This is a genomic window from Paraliobacillus sediminis (assembly GCF_003426055.1).
In genome coordinates this window covers 1,166,798-1,189,295 of sequence record NZ_QJSI01000002.1, presented here as the reverse complement: position 1 = coordinate 1,189,295, position 22,498 = coordinate 1,166,798, and the positions used below count along the sequence as shown (strand labels likewise).

The window sequence follows — 22,498 nt, the reverse complement described above, 5'->3', positions numbered from 1 at the left end:
CGGTTCTCTGCTTCCAAAAGACTTTATTCTCATTTCATTATCATTATAAAATGGAGACGAAATTCACCAAATAGTAAGGTTACATCTCCTTTAAAACCAGATATCTCATTCCTTTTTAAGTCATCCAAATCTGTAGCTTTTTCCTGCAGAGCTTTACTTGTCTCATCTAAGAACATTGCATATTCAAGAGATTCTATTAAACGTATTTATTGAAACGACAGCACATTCATTTTCGGTTTATCGTATTTCCAATTAGCATAACAGATCCCAAAAAGGAAGCAGAGAACCGTCCCCTGCTTCCAGAGGGTTTGATCCCCTTTTTCCAGTTTATCCAAAGATATATTTATTTAAAAACGCATTGCGAAATTTTCCTTCAGGGTCATATTTCTGCGCTAAATTCTTAAATTCAGGCAATTTCTCATAAAATGATTGCACCTTTTTTGGGTCCATGGTAAATAATTTTCCCCAGTGTGGTCTAGCATGGAAGGCTTCAAGCGCTGTTTCTATTTTTGGCAACACCTGCTTTACTCCTTCCCAATCATCCTTCCAAGTAAAGTGTATTGCTATCGATTCCTGTTTATAGTTCATACTCATCCATAGATCATCAGCGGCGATACTGCGAATCTCAGAAGCTAGTAACAAGGCTGCGATCTCCTTACTTAATGGACTCAATGCCTCAACTGCATTACCTATATATTTCCGTGGGATAATATATTCACTCTGTAACTCTTGCCCGCTGCTCGGTGTGAAGTCTACGCGAAAATGTGCTAATCGATCATGCCAAGGTCCAGGAATACCTAATTGATCCGTACAGGGTTCCGTTTCGATACCAGGAAGAGGGTGTAATTTTTCAGTTGCCAATTTGGCACCGTAAAATTGTGGTGTTAATTTAACCGTATCCTTGTCCGTAATAGCACGCTTCAGCCAAACTTGTCTAAAACTCTCACTCTCCCAATCGGTAAATAAACTGACACTATAACCACTTGAGAAAATCGCCTCATCATTTTCAAAGAAATTCTTGAAGGATAAGTTTTCATAAACGTCTTGTCTTACCTGAAAGTATGGTATTAAATCAAGGGTAAGTTTCGTAATAATTCCAGCTGCACCAAGACTAACGACTAACGCTTTTAATTCTTCTTCATTTTCTTCACGTGAGATGGAAACTATCTCACCATGCCCATTAACGAATTCTATTGCACTTACAATGGTAGCCAGGTTTCCATTTTTATTCCCTGATCCGTGTGTTGCCGTTGCACAAGCACCCGCAACAGAAATGTGCGGAAGTGATGCAAGGTTATGGAGTGCCAGACCAGTTCCATCAAGATATTGACAAACCTCACTATACTTCATCCCCGCTTCAATTGTAATTTCGCTTTTCTTGCTGTCAAAAGAAACCACTTTATTCAGTTTCTCAAGGGAGACCATATTCTCTGTTGAATCAGCAATATCGTTAAATGAATGACGAGAACCGACTACCTTTAAGCGGTTACATTTTTTCGCCAGTTGCTGCACTTCGGCAACCGTTTCAGGTGTATGCCAATTCGTGGCACTGTATATATAATTGCCTGCCCAATTTCGTTGTTTTGTCATCTTAAATTTCTCCTCTGCTAAGTTATAGAACGCTTCATCCTTGTCCCTATGAGTTCATTTTAACAGAGATTGAAAAGTTTTACTCAATTAAGAGAGAGACATAGGGACGCCTCTCTTGTCGCAACCCGTTGAAAGGGCGGGACAGAAGATCCATCCCCTGCTTCCATTGAAAAAAATGAAAATATAAACATAAAAGCTAAGTCATTGATAAAGAAGTATGAAAGTAATATTGAAATAATATTAAATAAACCACAAGGGTGGAGGTTTAGCACCTGAGGAAATCGCAGAAATGATAATAGCCCAAGATTACTATAAAAATGGAACTTACGAAGAAGTTCCTACGGCAGAACATGCATATTAAAGCTACTGCTCTTATAATCCCCACGTAATAAACTACGAGTACCTAAACCATGTACAAATTTCACGGAAGATCGATAAACGTAGACGTAACAAACATTCTCAATAAAAGCTTCTAACACCAAACTATGATTTTATATGGTATAGTTTTGGCAGGGATACTTTTTGTAGCAGGGCCGTAAATAACGATTAAATTTCGGTTTGTAAAGGTACTTGAAAAGGGTTGGCCATTAGTTAATACTATTTGGGTATATGGAGAAATATTTAATTGTAATTCTCCGTCTTTACTATTTAACTGACTATCAAAATAATCTACTTTTACACTTTGAGTAGGTATATGTTTTACCACGACAAGTGCTCGGTATTGTGGCGGGTAAATAAGAGGGACCGGCGCATTTCCATCATAATATCCAGTTATTTTATCTCCTATTGACACTACTAGAGGATTTACAAAGTAAGTTGTAGGTGAAACCACGAAACTTGCTATTGTTCCCATTTCATTTTCTAAGGTCATTAATGTATAACAACCTTCTCCTTCGCTATTTTGTACTATAATAAAATCACTTATCATGGTAACGGTCCCATGAAAAGAATAAAAATTTATCAAATTTAACCCTCCATTACTTAAGGATGGTTGCGAAACCTATTCCCGATATTTAGACTATTTATTTACTATATGCAGGAAGCGGTGGACGGTTCGGGACCTATGTCATATGAAGAGTCTGTCCCTGTTCGATTCTTATTTTTTTTTTACGTAAACCCTATGTTAAAATGAATGTTTGATTGAAAGGGTGAATGTTTTGGCCAAAAAAAGAAAAAGAATAAATCGTATACACCACGACATAAAAGAATGAAGCAGTCAAGTCGGTTACAAGCCGCTAAACATTGGATTCCTAAATATAATGGAAAAACTTAGTTAGAGGATATAGTAACTATTTTGCAGTTGATAAATTGTGTGCTGTTAAGGAATTAGAAATGCTTGGTCATATTTTTAGTGATAAGTACAAGCAAAAATTAAAAGGTTATTGCCCGATTTACGCACCAAATGAATTGAATCTAGAATTTCCTGTGGCACGATCACTTATAGAAATAGGATTGATGGCCACTAGACTTAGCTTTGGGAATTGGGGTCAGACCCTCATCGTGGACACTTGTCCATATGAAGGGTCTGACCTCTTATTTGTTTGACATGCAATTTTAATCTTTTTCGAGAAAACTCAAGGATTTAGGATTAATAACATTATGTGATAAAATGTATGTAATGTTATTGAAACTATTATAGGAGAGTCTTAAATTGAAAAAGAAAATGAACTATTTAATCTTACTTTTAACGACCATCTTTATGGTTGGTTGTACTAACGTAGAAGATGCTTCCATTACAGATGGAAAAACAGATCCAGAAGAAGTAACCACAGCTGATGCAAATAATAATAGTGAAAAGGAAGAAGATACCACTAAGGTTGTTGATGAACCAGTAGTAAAGAAAACACCAACCGAAACAAATGATGACCTGTTCTCAGGATACAAACATATTGAAGTTGATGGTGGTGATTTGTCTGGAGATCGTGAATCTGATGTCGTCGTTGACATTGGATATGGGGACCGTGAATATTGGGCATTTACTAATGAATACGGGCAACTAGTACGTGTGATTGCTGAAGAAATCATTCTACAAAATGACAGTAACGAACCTGTATTATCGTCTGGTAGATACTACTCTGATGAGGCAAAGGTTCCTGGTGTCGAAAGTGACGTTTTAGATGAAGGACATATTATTGCTGATTCTCTCGGAGGGGTATCGAATGCTTATAATATTACACCACAAGAGAGTACGCTTAACCGACATGGTGATCAAGCTTATATGGAAAATGGGATCCGTAGCGCAGGTGAAGCCACTAATTTTGAAGCAATTATCACATATCCCAATACGGAAACACAGATTCCTTCAAGTTATCAGTATACCTATACTTTAATTGGTAACGAAATCGCTGATACATTTGACAATGTCAATCCTGATGAAGTAAATGAATCACTCGGTTTAACAGACAGTGAGCCTTCCGATTCAACTAGTTCAAACACAAACGGTGATATTTCTAGCGTTGATACTAACGGTAATGGACAGGTGACAATTAAAGAAGCAAAAGCAGCTGGTTTCAGTATGCCAATAACGAGTGATCATTGGTTATACCCCTATATGCGAGATAATGATGGAGATGGGATGGTTGGAGAGTAAGCCTCTAGAACTTTGAGACAAAGTAAATGAACGAAAGAACATTTTCTTCATTGGAATATTTATGACAAATTGCGAATGGGTGTCTATAGAAGAACAACTGAAGTTAACGGTCATATCATCTAAACTTTGGAAAAATAGTCTTTTCTATATAAACTCTACCATGATTCAACAGGGTAAAATAATGATACCTTTCTTGTTTCAGCAAATGAAAATGGGCAAAAGTAACAATCCTTATTTAATTTAAAGATATCAAACTTTCATTATTTCGAATAAATTAGGATATTTTTAATCGTGCATCAACAAAATTATTTTGGAGTGGTTGATCTGATTTCCTGCTATAAGTCTATGAAAAAGATACAAATCGATTAGTGAAATTAATTATTCGTGAAGTGAAATATACATCAAGTATAGAATATACAATTTCATTTCTAATCTTTATAAAAACAAGAATTTGAACTGCACTCGAATTTTAGACACTATCTAAAATTTGAATGCAGTTTATTTTTGAAATTTTTGAAATGAAATTTTTAGAAAAACAGGAATATTTATGTATGTTAAATCTGCTAATCATGATAGGATTATAGAAAGATAGTAGTTTATTTGGTATGAAAAATATTTTAATATTGAAATATTAGAGACACTATTAATTTACTAACTATTTCAATAGAAAAAGAGGGATACCTATGAAAAAATGCATTTACTTTTTTGCAATATTATTCTTATTTTCATCACAAATAGCGGTAGATGCCCATTCTGGTAGAACAGATAGCAGTGGGGGTCACAATTGTACTGCAAAATCTGTCGCAAAAGGATTATGTACTGAATATCACTATCATAATGGGGGAGATAGTTCAGCAACAAAATCAACAACTAAACCAGCAGAGCCTGTTTATAATCCACAGGTGTATTACGATGATGGTTACAATACAGGTTATGCCAAGGGACAATCCATGGGTTATAAAAGAGATTCTACTAATATAAGTTCTTCAGAGTCTAATAGTGATTATCTTGAAGGTTGGTCAGATGGTTATACTAAAGGGTTAGAAGCTGGTTTAGCTAAAATTGAGAAAGAAGAAAAAGAAATAAAGGATAAAAAGGATGGTGAAAAGAAAGGGGGAAACGATGGTGCAAACGCTTTTTCTAATGAAAAAAGTATCAAAGAGTATACCTATAGCAGTGGGAGTTCTGATACTTATGTAAATGCATATACAGCAGCTTTTGTTTCCGCCTGGGAAATAGCAGAGAATAGCAAAGAAAGTTATGAAACTGGTTACAAGCAAGGACTGAAACTGGATGAAATGAACATCCCTGATACTTTTAAAACAGAAATACTTCAAGTTGAGTATGAGAGCGGATATAATATAGGAGTTAAAGAACGAGATGAAAAAGAGATTGCTAATTACAATAAGGAAGGATACACCTTAGGATATACAGTTAGTCAATTGGTTGTACCTGAAGACATTCAAAAGGATATTTACGAAGAGGCCTTTGAAGAAGGGTATGACACTGGTCTTAATAAGCGTAGAGAAGAAGTAAATGAAGAGGGTTACAACTTTGCATTTAAACAAATTGACTATGAAAATATTACATATAAAGAACAGGAGCAGCTCTCAACCTGGTTTAAAGAAGGGTATGATAGCAATAAAATAGCAATTGAAATTAAAAAGAATGCAAAAACATTAGGACAAGAAAATGATGAATATGTTATTACTGAAGAATATGATGTAGGTGATGATGCTGTAACTTTATATGATTCACTATTCTATGAGGGACAGGAAATAAGAGAAGAAAAGAAAAAGAAACAACGTACTACCGCTATTTCTGCAGGAGTTATTGCACTTCCAGTTCTGGGTGGATTTTATTTTTGGAATCGAAAACGAAAAAAGAAAATTGATTAGGATATATCAAATGAAATTATATAATTAATTTTCCGATTTATTATTTTAATAGACAAATTGGAAGATATATTTGAATGGCAGTACCCTTGTAGTTTAAGGGTATTGCTATTTTATATTGTCTATTACTAAGTTGGAAATTGATGAGATCACATTTTGTTTCAAACTTTAATTAAACCGAATTCAATGGCAAAAGTTAAAATGAAAGACAAACAAATTGAAAATAAGTTAAGGTAAATTATTTTATGATCCATAATTTACCGTTTATAGTAAATCAAAATCTTAGATATTGGTACATAGATGAGTTACTTAAAAAGGAAGATATGAAGCAATTTAGGTATTTGCTGCATTCGTATGGAATATCAGTAAATGTTAAGACAAAGCGACTTATGGTTGCACTATGATACTTTATAAATATCGGAAAATGAAATAACAAAGCTATAAATGTTTTTTATTTATTAAAGGATTCTTTTGAAATTTAATTTTAAGTAGTATAAAGAAAATAGTACCAATGTTTAGCAGGTTAAAAGCTAATATTTACATATTAATTATGTTTAATTTGTGTCAAAACTTGAATAAACCTTTATATCGACAGGCTTCATGTTAATCTTTATAAAAAGGAGGAGATTTTAATTGCGATTTGAAATGCCTTGTACAGAAATTGATACTGAATTAGAAAAACGTATAATTAAAGTCTATGATCATCAAGAGAAGGTTACAATCATCTATTATGAAGATGAAATAGAAGATATTGCAATCCTAGCTTTAAAGCTTTTTATAAAAGAAAGAATTGATCCTATAAACATGGGTGTGTATGATGTACCGAGTTTATAAAAGCCTTTGATATTAAGAGTCTATCATTAGTCAGTGGCGAAAGCATACATAGAAATTGCAGTACGGTGCATCTGTTTTTCTAATACGTAATATGTTTCGTACATTGGTAGCTCTTGAAGGTTTTTAAAAGTAATGATTGATTTGTAAGTTGAATTTGAGTGATTCGGTTTAATCAAAAGAACATGATTATAGAAGATCCATTTACATTCAAATTGACTTGGGGATTGTGTTGGAAAAGCGTGAATGTTTTTCATAAGGTTTATTGGAATGGGAACTTTACGCTTAACCCCAGTTTGATAGATAACAGCCGTACGTATCCCATCATAAGTTGAACCACGGCTGTTTATAGAAGTATTCTAAATGCGATTGATCAAGAAGGCATTGATGAAACAGAAGATATCTTTGCGGTTAAGCGACGATTCTTTACGGAGAAGAAAAACCAGACGATTGAAACGTTTAGTGAAGTATCATCGGTATGGATGCCATACCGAATATGAAAAGTGTTATTGAGAGTAAAGATTACGATGCCTATAAAGCACTTCATCCAGAAGTCAAACCATTCAAATATCCACAAATGATGAAACGTACTTGGCGGAAAGTTTTAGATGAGGAAATTGTACCGCTAGATGATGAATTACGGTAAAGAAATACTAGCCAAGAAGAATAGTAAAAAAACTTAATAATGACTAGATAGATTAAACACCTAAATTGAATTAAAGAAAGGTATATATAAAACATATGAATGCCAGGAAGAGAATCTCTATATGATGAAAGGGAAACTTGAGCTTACGAAGCATATTCACCAGAATGCCATTCAAAAAACAAGAGCATATTGTTGTTTTGATGAACACACGGTGAATAATGCATTAAATCAACTTTTCAAGGCAGCTTTACACATTGTAATAAAATATACGGATCTAGGATCATCGAAATTGCAATTGGAGCGTTGTTTAAGACATTTAAAAAATGTTGATTTAGTATCTGTTTGAAATGAGGCTGTTACATAATAAAAAGACTGGTAGAGACAATGTATTATTGAAGCCGGATTTTGTAATTAATAACGATTTAATTATTGATACGAAATGGAAAAGTGCAACATATCATGGGAAAACCCGTTATCAACAAAGTGACATCTATCAAATGTACGCTTATGTAACAGCATACAAGGATGCTAATCGATGTATTTTATTATACCCAAAACAAGAAGAGGAAACGGATCTTCCAATTTGAGAGGTTGTGGATACTGATAAAGTAATAGAGATTAGAGCGTAAGGATTGATGATTATTGGGGTACTGTTGATGAGTTGAGGGCGATGATAGGGGATTGATAGTAAGTACCCGGTTTAGTATTTCATGTATTTTTAAAATGAGTAAGATTAAAAAATGGACTAATCTTAAACGATTGTCCATTTTTTGTGTCATTCTCTTTTTATAGAATTTCCAACAAATAAACTATCCTTTATCGAAATATGTTAAAATTCAATTATTATAGTAATAAAGCACTAGAAATAGATATTACAATCAAATAAAATTAATACGGTAGTTGTCACTTTGCAATTTTTCTGAATTCGACATATTTCAGGAAGGCACCTATAACTAATGATGTTTTTGCTGATAGCAAACCGAACACAAGAAAGAGTTGGATAAATCAAGTATGGCGCTTTAGTAGGGAAATTAAAAAAGGTGATATGGTTATATCGTACTTCAAAGAAACACGAGAATATCTTGTAGGAACAGTAACTGAGGGGCATTTTTATAATGAAACAGTTGGTAATCCTGCTTATCCAAATAACATTAAAGTAGATTGGGAAGAAACAACAGTTATAAGAGATACATTATCACAAGCAGCCAGAAATAGTTTAGGCTCGATATTAACAGTATTTCGTGTGGATAATTGGGGAAGTGAGATTGAAAAGTTATTAGAATACCCTTTTGTTGAACCTGAAGAAACTGATGAAGTGGAAGAAAGTGAAATAATAGAAGACCTGGTTAGTAAAGCTTTAGTCATGGTACAAGACAAAGTCGATAAACTAGACCCATGGCAAATGCAAGAATTGGTTGGGGGACTCTTACAAGCAATGGACTATAATGTTCAGGTAAGTCCTAAAGGCCCTGATGGCGGTGTAGACGTATTAGCATATAAAGATGCTTTTGGATTTGAAAAGCCGATTATTTAGGTACAAGTAAAGCATCGAAAAGTTTCTGCATCAGCACCAGAAATTCAACAATTGTTAGGAGCAAACCCAATTGATGCAAATAGTTTATTTGTTTCAACAGGTGGATATACTTCACAGGCCATTGTAGTGGCTAAGCATAATTCAGTAAGATTGGTTGATTTAGAGGAGTTAGTAGATTTGATTGTAAAATGGTATGAGAATTTACCGAATGATGTTAGGGTGTTGTTACCGTTGCAGAAGATGTATGTTCCTGAATGATTAACAGATAACCTGCTTTAACTCATACGATATAGAGACGCAACGCCAATATGGGTATTGGAGCATAAGTAAATATACTTTCTTTCTAGTGAAGGATGGGGAATTAACATCTAAAATATTTAGATGTTAATCAGAAAATGAATTACTAAGTTGTGGGAAAATAAATATATAAAATAGGAGTTGTTTAACAATGAATGAATTACTTGAGGTGCTAAAGGATATTAGGGATGAAATGAGAGATATGAATAGTTCATTAGAAGAAATGAAGGGTAATGGATTATATAACTCAATATCAGATCTTAATGATAAAATTGATGAGTTGAAAGGAAATGGACCTTGGAATAGCATTAGCGACATTTACGAAAAATTAGAGAAGGTCCAAGGTAATGGAATGTATGATTCAATAAGTGACATTGGTGATAAAGTAGATACTATATCATTTAAAATAGACTTATTGGATTAACATAGTATGTTAAGTATTATTGTGGAAATTTTTAGGGATTGAGAATTTTTCGCGTGATTCCTCCTGTATTGAAATTAACATAAAGATTATGACTTGATATAAAATTGGTTTATAACATTTGAGAGTAAAAATGAGTAAGCATAAAAAAGGGACTATTCTTAAATGATGGTCCCTATTTTTGTGTCATTCTCTTCTAATAGAATTTCCATCAAATAAACTATTTCTTGTCGAAATATGGTGAAATCCTAGTATTATGGTAATAAAGCACTAGAAATAGATATTACAATCAATTAAATGTAAAAAACATGTTTTTGTTATAAATAGTTGAAGGAGAAGCAGCATGAGATTAAACATAGAGCAACGATAGATTGTCGAATTGGAACCATCAGGACATCTGCTAATTTAAGGTGTTGCTGGATCAGGTGAAAAAACGGTTGCTATTTGTCGGATAGCCTTTTTACAAGATCATTATAGTCATGAAGTAGAGGTCGAAATTCTACTCTTCACTCTTAATAAAACGTTGTTAGAATATATTAATTATCAATATGAAAAGCTTGTAGTTGAAGTGAAGGGTGAAGATAGCTGGTTATAAATTGATAAAATTAAAAATTGAAAGAAGGGAATTCAGGTGAAGAAAAACTTTGAGTTTATGAATGAAATTACAGGTGATGAGTTGTATGAAGGTCTATTGGGATTTGGAATGTTTAGTGAAAAATTACCTCCATTTTTAACTTCAAAGCCATTTTATGAATATTGTCGAACAAATAATCCTACGTTTATTAATACTAAAAAGGAACATTCCTATATCTATTATGAAAATATGAGAAACATTAATCTTCCCCGATCTCTAGGCATACCAACGCCTATGTCATACCAACGCCTATGTCATACCATAGGCTATGTTTAAATTTAAAAAATAATTGGGAAAAAATTATTGACCATTTTGAAAAAAATACAAAAGATGATAATCATAAAATCAGTAGAATTCATATAAGGAAAATGAAAGACAGTAAGAAACTTTTCAATATGAGTTATAAAGATTTTGAAAGGGATGGAACGCCAGAACTCGATTTGATTATTGGGAAAAAATATTTAGTTAATGCAGATATATCTACGTGCTTTCCTAGTATATATACTCATTCAATTTCCTGGGCACTTGTTGGAAAGAATGTAGCTAAAAGTAATAGAGGTAACAAAAATGTGTGGTATAACGAGCTGGATTTTTCTGTTAGAAACACTTCTAATGGAGAAACTCAAGGTATTTTAATTGGACCACATTCTTCTAATATATTATCAGAAATTTTATTGACTTCCATTGATTTTGAATTAAGTAATAAAGGGTGGAAATACATAAGAAATATTGATGATTATACGTGCTATGTAACTAATTATGAAGATGGACAAAAACTTTTTAACTGACCTATCAGAACAACTCCGTCAATATAAGTTAGTCTTGAATCATAAGAAGACTAGTATAACACCACTACCAATTGCTTCTACTGAAAGGTGGGTTAGAAAATTAAATACTCATCTTAAACTCACTGAGAAAAAGGTAATGGACTTTAAGGATGTACAAGCATATTTAGATTTAGCTATTGAGTTAATGCATACCAATAAGGAGAATTCAGCAATTATTAATTATACGATAAAAGTTATAACAAATAAAAAATTAACAAATAATGCGATGAATTATTATGTAAAAACTATATTTCACCTTACTATAATTTACCCTTATTTAGTTACACTACTAGAAGAATATGTGTTCGAATCTTTTAATGTTAAGAAAGAGAGCATTCAAGAATTTTCGGAAAAAATATATGATGAAGGTTCTAGAAATAATCAATATGAGCTCGTATCTTATTCAATTTATTTTTCTTTGATTTATAGATTCGATATATTAAGTATTGATTTTCAAAATATAAGGAAAAGTAATCATTGTATATTATTACTATTAGGGTTTTTATATTGCGAAAAGAAGCAAATTAATTCAGAAGTTAAACTATTTAAAAAGTTAGCTAGAGAACTAATAAAAGATGATGAAGAATTTGATCAAAATTGGTTATTTGTATATGAAGTTCTACCAAAATCAAGTTTAAAAAGTGATTGGAAAGTATTAAAAGAGAATGATGTTTCATTTATAAGCGGCATTTGAACTAACTATAATGACTACTTTTAAATTATGTTAAAATATACTTATCCATCAAAAAGCAGGGGGATATTATATGACAAGTTGGATTTTTCAAGGGAACCCTAAGCGGTTTAGTATTAATAATGATAAATATCCAGATATTCATGATATTGATAATTATGTTAAAAAGGGTAAGGTCATTGACTGGACTATTAGACAAAAGCATTTTGTGAAAGATATTCAAATTGGTGATGAAGTACTAATTTGGCGGTCTGATGGTGAGGAGAAAAATAGTGGTGGCGTTATCGCTTTAACAGAGATTGTAAATGGCCCTTATGAGACGGATGGGGAGAATATGGCTGTTGAGCTTAAGGTTAAAGCGTGCAGGTTAACAGAATCAGAAGGTATGTTGCTTAGACCTAAACTAAAGGAAATGCCTGAGACTACAAATTTGCTTATTCTTAAAGCACCGCAGAGCACCAACTATAAATTAAAAGAAGAAGAATTCGAGTATCTAATGTATTACTGGAATAACCCAGATACCTTAAATAACAGTGTCGAACTTCCATTGCTTGAGAAATACCTGTATTTTTATAAAAACGAAGTAACGGCGTTTTTAACTGAACTAGATTACATAAAAGAAAGCTATACATTTTTCCAACAATTTCGGGATCCAGCTTTTATTAAAAATATGATTTGGGAAGATTTTCAGAAGATTGGCACGCATGTAAATGCTTATCGAATGGCAATTGCTCGCAGTCGTGCGTTTGGGAATATAAATGCTTCGTTAGAAAAGTATCAAAATAGCTTTCATTACTTAGTGCACGGCGAGGATACGATTGAATATCGAATTGATCAGTTTTTAAATAATCCAGATTATAAGTTATTTGGTATAGGTACGAGCGCTGTAAGTGAGATGATCGGAAATATCTTTCCAGAAGAATATTGTTTTTATAATCAACGAGATCGTGCTGCTGTAGAGAATGAATTGGAATTAGATCCAGGTTACAGTCGAGGGGATACTTTCTCGAAAAAATTTATAAAGTTCCAACATGTACTAAAAGATCATGCTATTACCAACAAATATGAGACAATTATTGGTAGACAAACAGATCTACCGATTTATTATGAGATCGATCAGTTCTTTAGTTTCGTCTTTGAGAAAAGTAAGCTGAATTTTCAAGACGAAGAGATTACGATAGAAGAACCAAAGTATTGGTTACTGGCAGCTGGAGAGAACGGAAAACTCTGGGAGCATTTTAAAGAAAAGAACCAAATTTCGATTGGTTGGTCTGAACTTGGTGATTTAAGAAAATATACTGATAAAAGAGAAATTACTGAAAAACTAAAAGAGATCCATAACATTGACTATTCGCCAACGAATGATGCACTTGCAAATGAACAATTCCTCAGAGAAATGAATGAGGGAGACTATATTTTTATAAAACGAGGGAAAGATGAGCTAATTGCCTACGGTTTAGTAATCTCTCCGTATATATATGATCCAGATAACGGTGAACACCATTCATTTAGAAATGTGGAGTGGTTAAAAACGGGTAAATGGAAAGCTTCCGACTTACCTATTAACACGAAGACATTAACAAATGTTAGTTCGTATGAAGGCTATGTCGAGCAGATACTTGACCGATTAGAAATAGGTGAACTAAAACCAGCTTATAATACGGAAGATAAAACAATCGTTCCATATGTGATTGATGACGTCAAGGCTGACTTGTTTATTGATATAGAGAAAATTGAAGATGCTATTGAATCATTATTTTATAAGAAAAACATTATATTACAAGGACCTCCGGGTGTTGGTAAAACGTTTGTTGCAAAGCGCTTAGCTTACTTACATATGGGGAAGAAAGATCCAGAATATATTGAGACGGTACAGTTCCATCAATCCTATTCGTATGAGGAATTTATTCGGGGATTTAAACCAAATGAACATGGGAATTTTGAACTGCAAGATGGTCTATTTTATTCTTTTTGTAAAAAAGCACAAAAACAGCCAGAAGAAAATTTCTATTTTATTATTGATGAAATTAATCGTGGGAACTTATCTAAAATCTTCGGCGAAGTGATGATGCTAATGGAAGCAGATAAACGTGGAAAAGAGCATGAACTAAAACTTGCCTATAGTAATAATGACGGAGAGAAGTTTTGTATTCCTGAAAACATTTATATCATTGCTACCATGAATACTGCTGACCGATCACTTGCTATGGTTGACTATGCGTTACGCAGACGATTTGCTTTTATTACTTTGGTCCCTGGTTTTCATACAGAATCATTTGCAACATTTTTGAGAGGAAAAGGGATAAGCAATGGTTTTATAGGAAAAGTGAGTATCTTTATGAAAGAAGTTAATCAAGAAATACTTAATGATAATGCGAATCTAGGCAAAGGGTTTGAAATAGGGCACAGTTACTTTTGTCCAGATGGTGAAATTAAGGATGAACAAGTCTGGTTTGAACGTATCGTTCGATTGGAAATTGAACCATTGCTAAGGGAATATTGGTTTGACCAGGAGGATAAAGTTGATGATCTCATCGAGCGACATCAATAGAATTCCCGTCAAGAACCTGTATTACATGCTAGTGTATGCGTGGGACCATCCTTACGAGAAGAATGTTATTTCGGTGTATGAGGAAGATGAGAAAGACTTATTAAACTTGTTAAGTAAAGTACTCTTAATAAAGGTAAAGGCATTAATCAAAAGAGGTTTTTACAAAGAGTATGTGGAGAATCAAGAAGAGTCTGGAATCATACGTGGGAAAATCCTTTTTAAAGAATCGATTCAGTCCTTTTCTCACAAGAGAGGAAAGATGCATATTCTTGAGGAGGATATGTCGCATGATATCCTGCATAATCAGTTGATAAAAGCAACGGTGCATTATCTAGCTAGAAATAAAGAAGTAGAAAAGCAATATAGAGACGAGATAAAAAAGATTCTTCCCTATTTTGATAGTGTGTCGCTAATAAAAATTAATCATCGTTTTTTCAAACTGATTAAATTACATCGAAACAATCAACATTATCAGTTTATACTAGATGTTTGTCAATTCATCTTGGAAAACACCTTGTTACATGAAGGCGATAGTAACAAAGTGTTTCAGAATTTCTCACGTGATCACCAGAAAGTAGCACGCCTATTTGAAAATTTCGTAAAGAACTTTTATCGAAAAGAAATTCACGGTTCTATTGCAAAAAGTGAAACGATGTACTGGCCTGCAGAAGGAGATAGTACTGAATTACTTCCAATTATGAAGACAGATATATCACTTACATTAGATGACAGGAAAATAATAATAGATACAAAGTTTTATAAAGACGGGTTAGCTGCACATTGGAGTAAAGAAACAGTACGTAGTGCACACCTCTACCAACTCTTTGCTTATTTAAATAATGATGCGTATTATTCTGGTCAGAAAGCAATGGGAATGCTCTTGTACCCGGAAGTACAGAAATCAATTGATCTAAGCTATCATATGCATGGATTTCACGTGAAGATATGCACGGTTGATTTAGCTCAAAACTGGCGGAAGATACATGAACGATTGTTGGAGATTGTGGAATGAAGTTTTAGAGAGTTAAATAGGTAAGATTTAAAAAGTAATGGACTAAATCCTAGATGGATAGTTCATTACTTTTTTTGTTGGATTTTTATTGATTGCGAATGTTTATTTACAATTTTAATCAAACACCCTTTTTTATGTCGAAATATGGTAAAATTATAGTATGATAGAACGGATTATATGCTATAGAAAAAAGAGACAGGGCAAGTAGAGCTCTGTCATAAGATTATATAATTAAATTTTTCTGTATTCAGTTCCGTGACATTTTGGACATGGTGGTAATGTATCGGTTGCATCGTCCAAATTTACTTTTGTAAAACATTTTTGGCAGGAGTATCTACCTTTACCTGGTTTTTCACCTGTAGATGGCATATATTTCACCTCCTTAATTGTTAATTCGACTTAATACTGCATTTATCCTCTATTTAATTACCTTATAGGTATAAGGGATATTAGATTTATGCGTTTAGAAGTACGTAAATAGAGGGAGCTTTGATTCTAGACGTGCCAGATGGTGGAATAACTCAGAAGATAGTATGTAGTTCGTGCAAAGTAATAAGTTGATTACGGACACTGAAATATACCACCTCTGACATATTTTTACCACCGAGTGCCAAAGATTGTACCGATAAATTACAGACGATTTACCATGGAATAATGCACTTAATGCCTTGCCTACGATAGATTCACCCTAGTATTACGTAGTAGACTTAATACTGTGCAGCAAAGATCTTCAATATTCGAAGACTTTGTGAAGGAATGCTTAATGAACGAGGAATATTAAGTATGATTTATTCGCAAATGCAGTTTTTAATACGAAGTCTGAAATCGGATCTTCATTAGCTAGGTCAGTACTAATCTTTGATGAGATTTCAAGTAACCCTCAAAACTTTCATAAAAATGATTATATTGATATCCATACCCCATTCCAACAAACATATGGATATTCTATAAAGCAATATTTAAGTGTAATTTTTGCATTACTTGCTGGTTTTTCTAAAAGGGCAAATGATGGGATTAGCCCCAACTACGAAAGACCATCAGATTATTTTCGTGATAGCCCATTAACTGGTATAGCTGATTTGATAATTGATGAATTGTCAATGAGTTTTGAAGAAGCGAGAGAATGGTCTTTGTCAACAATTGACCATCCCTGAGACTATACGAAGTTTAGACAAAAACCTATAATCAAGCTGTTAACTGGGTTTGACGCACCAATTGAGTAAGTTATGTGTACTTGGATCAAATGCGTAAGAAAATAAAGCGACAGCTTCGAGCTAGTAAGTGTCCGAAAGATAAAACAGAAGCTATTACACAACAAATGATGGATTCGGCAAAGGTTCATTTTAAATGAAAATATTGTAGTCAATACATTTAATTATTAATTATTATTTTTCGTGGGGTGATACTATGGAACTGTCCTATATTAAGACAAAAATTCAAGATTCAGATCTATTTGGTGTCCGAAATAAAATAAAAAGTTATCGTTTTACTGTAGATGGTGGAAAAATGATAACAACTTTTAATAAAATAGGTGACAAATTTGATTATTCAGGGGTACTTTGTAATTCAAAGAAAGCTTTTTATTTATATATAGAAGAACAACTAATAAATGATTTAATTGAGTTGCGAGAAAAGATCCTCTTATACAAAGTTGAAAATCTACCGTAAAATCATTGGCAAGTATTCTCCTCGATAAGAACAATATTAGAGTCTCTTGAAGATGTGAAAAATGGTTTACATATCATAGAATTATACACAAAAATGCCAAACAATGAAGAGGAAGAAAGATACTACTTAAAAGAAAACATTGTTCAAAATATATTACTAGGCTTAGAAGTTGTAGAATTAAAAAACAATAAGAAACTTGTAATTACAGAGTTAGGAAAAAAAATACTAAAAAAAAATAAGGAAGGATTTACAATACCATTTAGAGATAATGAGTTGAAAAATGGGAATAAAGGAAAGTCTGAATTAAAGGGCATAACTAATTGTCTAAAGTGCAATCAACCTTTAAATAATATTAGAAATTCATATACTTTACTCTGTTTTTCATGTAGAAGGCAGGAAGCGATAGCTGAAATTGAATCTGATTAACTTCACATTAGAGGCCATGTGAATTAAATGATAAGTGAATAAACAAACGGTCCTACCTTCGAGAAAGAAGCACCTTATAAGAATAAAAAGAGTGAACCTCATTTACATACGCACCATATTGAATGGTTGTCGCGTGGGGGTTATGATTCTATTTACAACACGATTGCTTTATGTCAAAATTGCCATGATAAAATGCACGTTGTTGATTCACAAAAAGACGTTCAAAAGTTAATAAAAGTAATTGAGGGAAAGGTATTTATTTAAAAGATCAAACAGTTTTTCCTATTTTATGGTAAAGGAGTGTAATTATTGGACTGGACATTAGTTTTGACAACATTATTTGGTGTAGTCGGGGGTAGTACAATAACTGTTGGAATTCTTAAATGGATAGGTAGAATAGCAAGTGACCAAATGAAAATAATTAGCCAAAAAAAGGCAAATGAAGATATTGAGCAATTAAAAGCGAACATCAGTATTAATAATGAATTGATAAAGACGTCATTATCTGCGTTCGCAACAGAAAGTGGTTACTCACAAGAGAAAAGGTTGAATGCAATAGAAAATCTATGGGAAGATATATTAAATACTAGAGAGTTTTTTGCCCCTTTGTCTACTTTCTATTCTGTTATTCTTCCGGATGAATATCATAACCCTGGATTGGCAGATAAGTTTAATATTTCAGAGGTTAATTATGAATCATTGAATCAAATGTTAGAAACCCAAAACGGAATTGAAAAATATCGACCATACTTAGGAGAATACATTTGGGGATTATATAGTACATACAAATCATTCGTGGGTAGAATTAGCTTTTTATTTTTAACCCAATACTATAATAATTCTTTGAAGCCTTGGTATAATGATGTCCATGTTAAAAAGGTAGTTAAAGAGGTATTAGATCAGGAAAAACATGAAAATTATAAATATACAAATATACACTCTTTACAAAAAGTGTTGGTAGAGTTTGAGCATAAAATATTAAAAGAATTTGATTTGATAATCTCCGGAAAAAGTGCTTTAGATACAAATCTTGAACAAGCTACAAAACTAATTGGTGTTGCTTCGGAGTTAAATACTAATGGGGTGGATATGAAACAAACTGAAAATGCGACAAAAAGTTTTTCTTGATTTTTGAAGCAATGACTTCAACTAAAGGAACAGCTAATAATTGATGACTTTAAATTGTATTGCTAATTATAATTAAAATTCTACAATTGGTTAATAGAAAATAAACTTGTTATAAAAATTCAGGATGGGATAATATTGATAGTCTCTGATAACCCCCACCCGGTAGTTGCAGAAGTATAATTGATGAAAGAATTCGTAAAAAATTCTGCAGGTTTTCTTACTGAAAAGATTGAGTGTATTTTAAAAATTATTGTAAAATGTTTTTTCCTTTAATACACGGGCGGCATGATGTGATAGTCGCTATTATCTTAAACTGTTTATTACGTTTTATGATTGTAAGTTAAACTGATGGATAATTCCATATCTAAACTAGTTTTTATTATTAACGTAGAGGAGATCACTGTGATGATTAAAAGAGTGAATTTATTAACATTGAATTTAATGTTTAAAGAGAATTTAGTCGAAGATTATTTGAATGATAGAAAGATTAATTATAGAGAGTTAGAAACATTAAGTAGTTTTGTTGAGGAAATACGAAAGAAATATAGCAAGATTAACATCTTTAATGGTTATATCTATGATTATAGTATACCTCAAATATCCAAACAATTTGATATTTTAAAAGTTGCCAGTGATTATATTATTAATATTGAATTAAAAGAAACTAGCACAGAAGAAAAAATTAAAAAGCAACTTAAAGAGAATAGTTATTATCTGAATAGTACAGGAAGAAAAATTTGGACTTTCACATATGTGAAATCCAGCAATTCTATTTATGAATACACAACCGAACATGATCGATTGGACTTAATAGCAGATTTTGATAGTTTTATAGAGTGGTTAGAAGAAAAGCAGATGAGTTATTTGGAAGAGGAAGATATAAACGAAATTTTTAAACCGAAACAGTACCTAGTTTCAGTATTTAATGATACTGAAAAGTTTATAAGAAACAAATACTTTTTAAATGATTTACAGCAAAGATTTAAAAAGGAATTTGAGAAAAGTGATAAATTATTCAACGCAATTAAAGGAGAGGCGGGAACAGGAAAAACGCTATTATTATATGATATAGCTAAAGATTATAAAAATAAAAGAGAATCTATCTTAATTATTCATTGTGCTAAATTAAACATCGGTCATTATAAATTAAAAGATTATGGATGGAATATTACCCCTATAAAAAACTATCAAGAATATTTGACAACAGAGGTTAACGCTATTTTTATCGATGAGGCCCAGAGACTTACAGAGTATCAACTCCAATATATAATAAAATATGCTAGAGAAAATAAAATAAAAGTATACTTTTCTTATGATCCAGAACAATATTTACATCTTGATGAAAAAACAAGTGATATAGCAAATAAGATTTTAGGATTAAATTCAGAAGTTATAAACAGAGTTCTAACAGGGAAAATAAGGAATAATAAAGAAATTAATCTTTTTATAAAGAAGATATTTGATAGTCAGCACAATCATGCTTCTAATCTCCACTTTAGAGATTTCATTGAAGTTATATCTTTTGATGATATTAGGACATCAAATCACTATATAGAGGAATTGATAGATTCCTCCAAAGGGGAGGCTACAGTTCTAAGTTTTACTGACGATCTAATAACACCTAGAAAATATCAACGTTATAATAACGTCCAATCAGTATTAAACGCTCATGAAGTTATTGGGCAAGAATTTAATCATGTTGTTTTAACATTAGGAGATTATGTTCAGTATGATGCTTCGGGGAAACTATACGCAACATGTAGTTCATATTATGATGTTGTACGAATGTTTTATCAGTTGGCAACGAGAACCAAAGAAAAACTTACCCTTATTATCATTAATAACAAAGACTTAGCACGACGAGCAGTAAAAGTCTTAAATCAATAATTAAAATGTCTCTAATCATTCGGAAACTGCTTTGTCATAAGGGTTTCCTTTATTACTTAAAGAACATTGGATGTCATTCACGTACATAATAGTTCATCAATGGCGACGTTCTTAAATTCAGAACCGCGATCTGTGTGGAATATTTTCACCGTTCCTAATGACGGTTTAACCGATGCGAAGTCACGTCGAACAAGAGCTGCATCCTTTCCAACACTGTAACCATTTCTCTATTATATAAATCTAGTAAGAAGCACACATAGTTCCATTGCTTTCCGACTCTAACGTATGTTAAATCACTTACTAATATCGACATCGCTTCATCAACATCAAAGTTCCTGTCTAAAAAGATTTTGAACGTCATCTTCATTTGGTTGTGTGATCATTGGTTTAAAGACGGTTGTGCATAAGTTGATTCGATTCCAAGCTCATGCATTAATCTACCTATGCGACGTCTTGACACTGTAAAACCAGCTTCTGTAAGCCTTTTTTTAATTTTTTACGTTCCATTCTACCTCAAACATACTGTCCGAGCAAAGCACGGGAAGACAGGATTAATAGATAATGCTCTGTTAAGGTTTAAATAAGGAGTGAGTAACATGACGTGGGTTGAATCATTACAGGCAGCTATAGACTACATGGAAGATAATATACTTGATGATATTTCGATAGAAAGTGTTGCCCAACAGGCTAATTTTTCAGTTTTTCACTTTCAGCGTACATTTTCGATATTAACTGATACATCTGTTGGTGATTATCTTAGACGTCGTCGCCTAACATTAGCTGCCTATGAGTTAACAAGATCAAACACAAAGATTATTGATCTCGCCTACAAATATGGTTACGATACTCCTGAAGCTTTCTCAAAGGCTTTTCGACGGCAACATGGTATAACACCAAGTGAAGCACGAAAGTACACGGGAAAGCTAAAATCTTATAACCACCTGGTAGTACAGGTGAGTTTGAAGGGAGCAGAGCCGATGCAGGTCAAAATTATTGAACGTGAGGCATTTCAGATTGTAGGGATTAAGCGGGAATTTTCACTGGTTAATAAGGAAAATCTAGTGGGCATCCCAAAAATGTGGGATAAGGTAAACGGTGAGGGAACTAGTGAGCGATTGATTAAATTGAACAATGGTCCAGTTGAAGGTTTAGTGGGTGTATGTGTAGAAAGAGATTCTCAACAGATTGATTATTGGATAGGTACAGCACATGAGGGCAATACGCCTGATGGATTATCAACTTTAGAAATCCCTGCAACCAAATGGGCTGTATTTGAGGTTCACGGACCAATGCCGGATGCTATGCAAAAGGCGTGGAAACAAATTTTTTCAGAATGGTTTCCTTCAAGTGGTTACAAACACGCAGGTACACCAGAACTAGAGGTATATTCAGATGAAGATCCATCCAGTCCTGATTTATATTCAGAAATCTTGATTCCTGTAAAATAGGAGTTTATATTAGTAGTGGATTACACGTTAATCCACTGCTTACTTTAATTGTCTTCTGTTAAAGTAACGCCTAATATATGGTCTGAAAATAAAATAAATTCTTTTAGATGAATAGGGTTGTCTTGGTTTGTAAAAGGAGTTAATTTTACATCTTTTAGGTAAAAACAAGCCTTGATATTTATGAAGTCTTTCCCAGTTGTATCAAGTTTAGGTTCCTTTTCAGCAGTCATTAACGAATGACCCAATGGAGCTGTGGTTTCATTGTAATCAGATTCTTTTAAATTCATTTCCCCTTCTATAAATGCGGATTCTGTAAGAAATGTAAATCTTGCATTACAATTTAACTCACCAAGGTTTATTTGTAATTCAATAGCCATTAACTTTTTGAAATCTACCACTGCCTCGATATTGTTCATGTTTAG

General features: G+C 32.8%; 23 protein-coding genes and 2 pseudogenes. 19 read left to right on the top strand and 6 right to left on the bottom strand.

Going from position 1 to position 22,498, the window contains the following annotated elements; genetic code table 11:
* Positions 1–327 precede the first annotated feature (327 nt).
* Positions 328–1,590: a D-arabinono-1,4-lactone oxidase gene (locus D2K60_RS12010; RefSeq protein ID WP_117170213.1), complete on the bottom strand. Its 1,263-nt coding sequence runs from the start codon at positions 1,588–1,590 to the stop codon at positions 328–330.
* A 472-nt stretch (positions 1,591–2,062) separates the two neighbouring features.
* Positions 2,063–2,554 carry a hypothetical protein gene (locus tag D2K60_RS12005; RefSeq protein ID WP_117170212.1) on the bottom strand — a complete coding sequence of 164 codons (492 nt, stop codon included), beginning with the start codon at positions 2,552–2,554 and terminating at the stop codon, positions 2,063–2,065.
* A 687-nt stretch (positions 2,555–3,241) separates the two neighbouring features.
* Here D2K60_RS12005 and D2K60_RS11995 point away from each other — a divergent pair.
* The 3 genes from D2K60_RS11995 (at position 3,242) to D2K60_RS11985 (ending at position 6,909) form a co-directional block, all read left to right on the top strand.
* Positions 3,242–4,180 carry a DNA/RNA non-specific endonuclease gene (locus tag D2K60_RS11995; protein ID WP_205418607.1) on the top strand — a complete coding sequence of 313 codons (939 nt, stop codon included), beginning with the start codon at positions 3,242–3,244 and terminating at the stop codon, positions 4,178–4,180.
* A 683-nt stretch (positions 4,181–4,863) separates the two neighbouring features.
* Positions 4,864–6,078 carry a YHYH domain-containing protein gene (locus D2K60_RS11990; protein WP_117170210.1) on the top strand — a complete coding sequence of 405 codons (1,215 nt, stop codon included), beginning with the start codon at positions 4,864–4,866 and terminating at the stop codon, positions 6,076–6,078.
* A gap of 630 nt (positions 6,079–6,708) precedes the next feature.
* The gene (locus D2K60_RS11985; protein WP_117170209.1) at positions 6,709–6,909 is read left to right on the top strand and encodes a hypothetical protein; all 201 of its coding nucleotides are present in this window, start codon (positions 6,709–6,711) and stop codon (positions 6,907–6,909) included.
* A gap of 26 nt (positions 6,910–6,935) precedes the next feature.
* On the opposite strand, the gene D2K60_RS21340 is transcribed toward D2K60_RS11985, so the two are convergent.
* Positions 6,936–7,211: a competence protein ComK gene (locus D2K60_RS21340; RefSeq protein ID WP_420818828.1), complete on the bottom strand. Its 276-nt coding sequence runs from the start codon at positions 7,209–7,211 to the stop codon at positions 6,936–6,938.
* A 173-nt stretch (positions 7,212–7,384) separates the two neighbouring features.
* Here D2K60_RS21340 and D2K60_RS21215 point away from each other — a divergent pair, with 173 nt between their 5' ends.
* The 10 genes and pseudogenes from D2K60_RS21215 to D2K60_RS11940 all read left to right on the top strand — a co-directional run bounded on the left by D2K60_RS21215 (position 7,385) and on the right by D2K60_RS11940 (position 15,519).
* The gene (locus D2K60_RS21215; RefSeq protein WP_205418606.1) at positions 7,385–7,552 is read left to right on the top strand and encodes a hypothetical protein; all 168 of its coding nucleotides are present in this window, start codon (positions 7,385–7,387) and stop codon (positions 7,550–7,552) included.
* A gap of 64 nt (positions 7,553–7,616) precedes the next feature.
* Positions 7,617–7,898 carry a 5-methylcytosine restriction system specificity protein McrC gene (locus tag D2K60_RS20960; RefSeq protein ID WP_338048374.1) on the top strand — a complete coding sequence of 94 codons (282 nt, stop codon included), beginning with the start codon at positions 7,617–7,619 and terminating at the stop codon, positions 7,896–7,898.
* Between the two features lie 46 nt (positions 7,899–7,944).
* Positions 7,945–8,139, top strand: coding sequence for an McrC family protein (locus D2K60_RS20955; protein WP_240335309.1), 195 nt, complete (start codon positions 7,945–7,947; stop codon positions 8,137–8,139).
* Between the two features lie 332 nt (positions 8,140–8,471).
* Positions 8,472–9,344: pseudogene (locus tag D2K60_RS11965) on the top strand (restriction endonuclease).
* A gap of 190 nt (positions 9,345–9,534) precedes the next feature.
* Positions 9,535–9,807 carry a hypothetical protein gene (locus D2K60_RS11960; RefSeq protein ID WP_117170206.1) on the top strand — a complete coding sequence of 91 codons (273 nt, stop codon included), beginning with the start codon at positions 9,535–9,537 and terminating at the stop codon, positions 9,805–9,807.
* Positions 9,808–10,435: 628 nt separating this feature from the next.
* Positions 10,436–10,714, top strand: a complete 279-nt coding sequence (locus D2K60_RS20950) for a hypothetical protein (protein ID WP_240335308.1) — start codon at positions 10,436–10,438, stop codon at positions 10,712–10,714.
* A gap of 119 nt (positions 10,715–10,833) precedes the next feature.
* Entirely contained in the window at positions 10,834–11,226 is a 393-nt protein-coding gene (locus D2K60_RS20945) for an RNA-directed DNA polymerase (RefSeq protein ID WP_240335307.1), read from the top strand.
* A 136-nt stretch (positions 11,227–11,362) separates the two neighbouring features.
* Positions 11,363–11,959, top strand: coding sequence for a hypothetical protein (locus tag D2K60_RS20940; protein ID WP_240335306.1), 597 nt, complete (start codon positions 11,363–11,365; stop codon positions 11,957–11,959).
* A 70-nt stretch (positions 11,960–12,029) separates the two neighbouring features.
* On the top strand, positions 12,030–14,507 hold the full coding sequence (locus D2K60_RS11945) for an AAA family ATPase (RefSeq protein ID WP_117170205.1): 2,478 nt from the start codon (positions 12,030–12,032) through the stop codon (positions 14,505–14,507).
* Positions 14,482–15,519, top strand: coding sequence for a 5-methylcytosine restriction system specificity protein McrC (locus tag D2K60_RS11940; RefSeq protein WP_117170204.1), 1,038 nt, complete (start codon positions 14,482–14,484; stop codon positions 15,517–15,519). The genes D2K60_RS11945 and D2K60_RS11940 overlap by 26 nt, the downstream gene beginning before the upstream one ends.
* Positions 15,520–15,750: 231 nt before the next feature.
* On the opposite strand, the gene D2K60_RS11935 is transcribed toward D2K60_RS11940, so the two are convergent.
* A complete protein-coding gene (locus tag D2K60_RS11935) occupies positions 15,751–15,888 on the bottom strand; it encodes a zinc ribbon-containing protein (RefSeq protein ID WP_117170203.1) in 138 nt (45 codons plus the stop codon).
* A 1,038-nt stretch (positions 15,889–16,926) separates the two neighbouring features.
* On the opposite strand from D2K60_RS11935, the gene D2K60_RS11930 reads away from it, so the two are divergent.
* The 5 genes and pseudogenes from D2K60_RS11930 (at position 16,927) to D2K60_RS11910 (ending at position 20,628) form a co-directional block, all read left to right on the top strand.
* Complete coding sequence (locus D2K60_RS11930) at positions 16,927–17,187, top strand: hypothetical protein (protein ID WP_117170202.1); 261 nt, start codon at positions 16,927–16,929, stop codon at positions 17,185–17,187.
* 54 nt (positions 17,188–17,241) lie between these two features.
* On the top strand, positions 17,242–17,613 hold the full coding sequence (locus D2K60_RS11925; protein WP_117170201.1) for a hypothetical protein: 372 nt from the start codon (positions 17,242–17,244) through the stop codon (positions 17,611–17,613).
* A gap of 99 nt (positions 17,614–17,712) precedes the next feature.
* Positions 17,713–17,877: pseudogene (locus D2K60_RS11920) on the top strand (HNH endonuclease); the annotation flags it as partial.
* Positions 17,878–17,922: 45 nt separating this feature from the next.
* Positions 17,923–18,741 carry a hypothetical protein gene (locus D2K60_RS11915; protein ID WP_117170199.1) on the top strand — a complete coding sequence of 273 codons (819 nt, stop codon included), beginning with the start codon at positions 17,923–17,925 and terminating at the stop codon, positions 18,739–18,741.
* A 405-nt stretch (positions 18,742–19,146) separates the two neighbouring features.
* On the top strand, positions 19,147–20,628 hold the full coding sequence (locus D2K60_RS11910; RefSeq protein WP_162880773.1) for a DNA/RNA helicase domain-containing protein: 1,482 nt from the start codon (positions 19,147–19,149) through the stop codon (positions 20,626–20,628).
* Positions 20,629–21,007: 379 nt separating this feature from the next.
* Here D2K60_RS11910 and D2K60_RS21335 read toward each other — a convergent pair whose 3' ends face one another.
* Positions 21,008–21,121 (bottom strand): IS3 family transposase, encoded by a 114-nt coding sequence (locus tag D2K60_RS21335; protein ID WP_420818827.1) that lies wholly within the window; start codon positions 21,119–21,121, stop codon positions 21,008–21,010.
* 103 nt (positions 21,122–21,224) lie between these two features.
* Between D2K60_RS21335 and D2K60_RS11905 the strand changes: the two genes are divergently transcribed.
* Positions 21,225–22,076, top strand: coding sequence for an AraC family transcriptional regulator (locus tag D2K60_RS11905; RefSeq protein WP_117170197.1), 852 nt, complete (start codon positions 21,225–21,227; stop codon positions 22,074–22,076).
* 44 nt (positions 22,077–22,120) lie between these two features.
* Here D2K60_RS11905 and D2K60_RS11900 read toward each other — a convergent pair whose 3' ends face one another.
* Entirely contained in the window at positions 22,121–22,492 is a 372-nt protein-coding gene (locus D2K60_RS11900; protein WP_117170196.1) for a hypothetical protein, read from the bottom strand.
* Between the last annotated feature and the right edge of the window lie 6 nt (positions 22,493–22,498).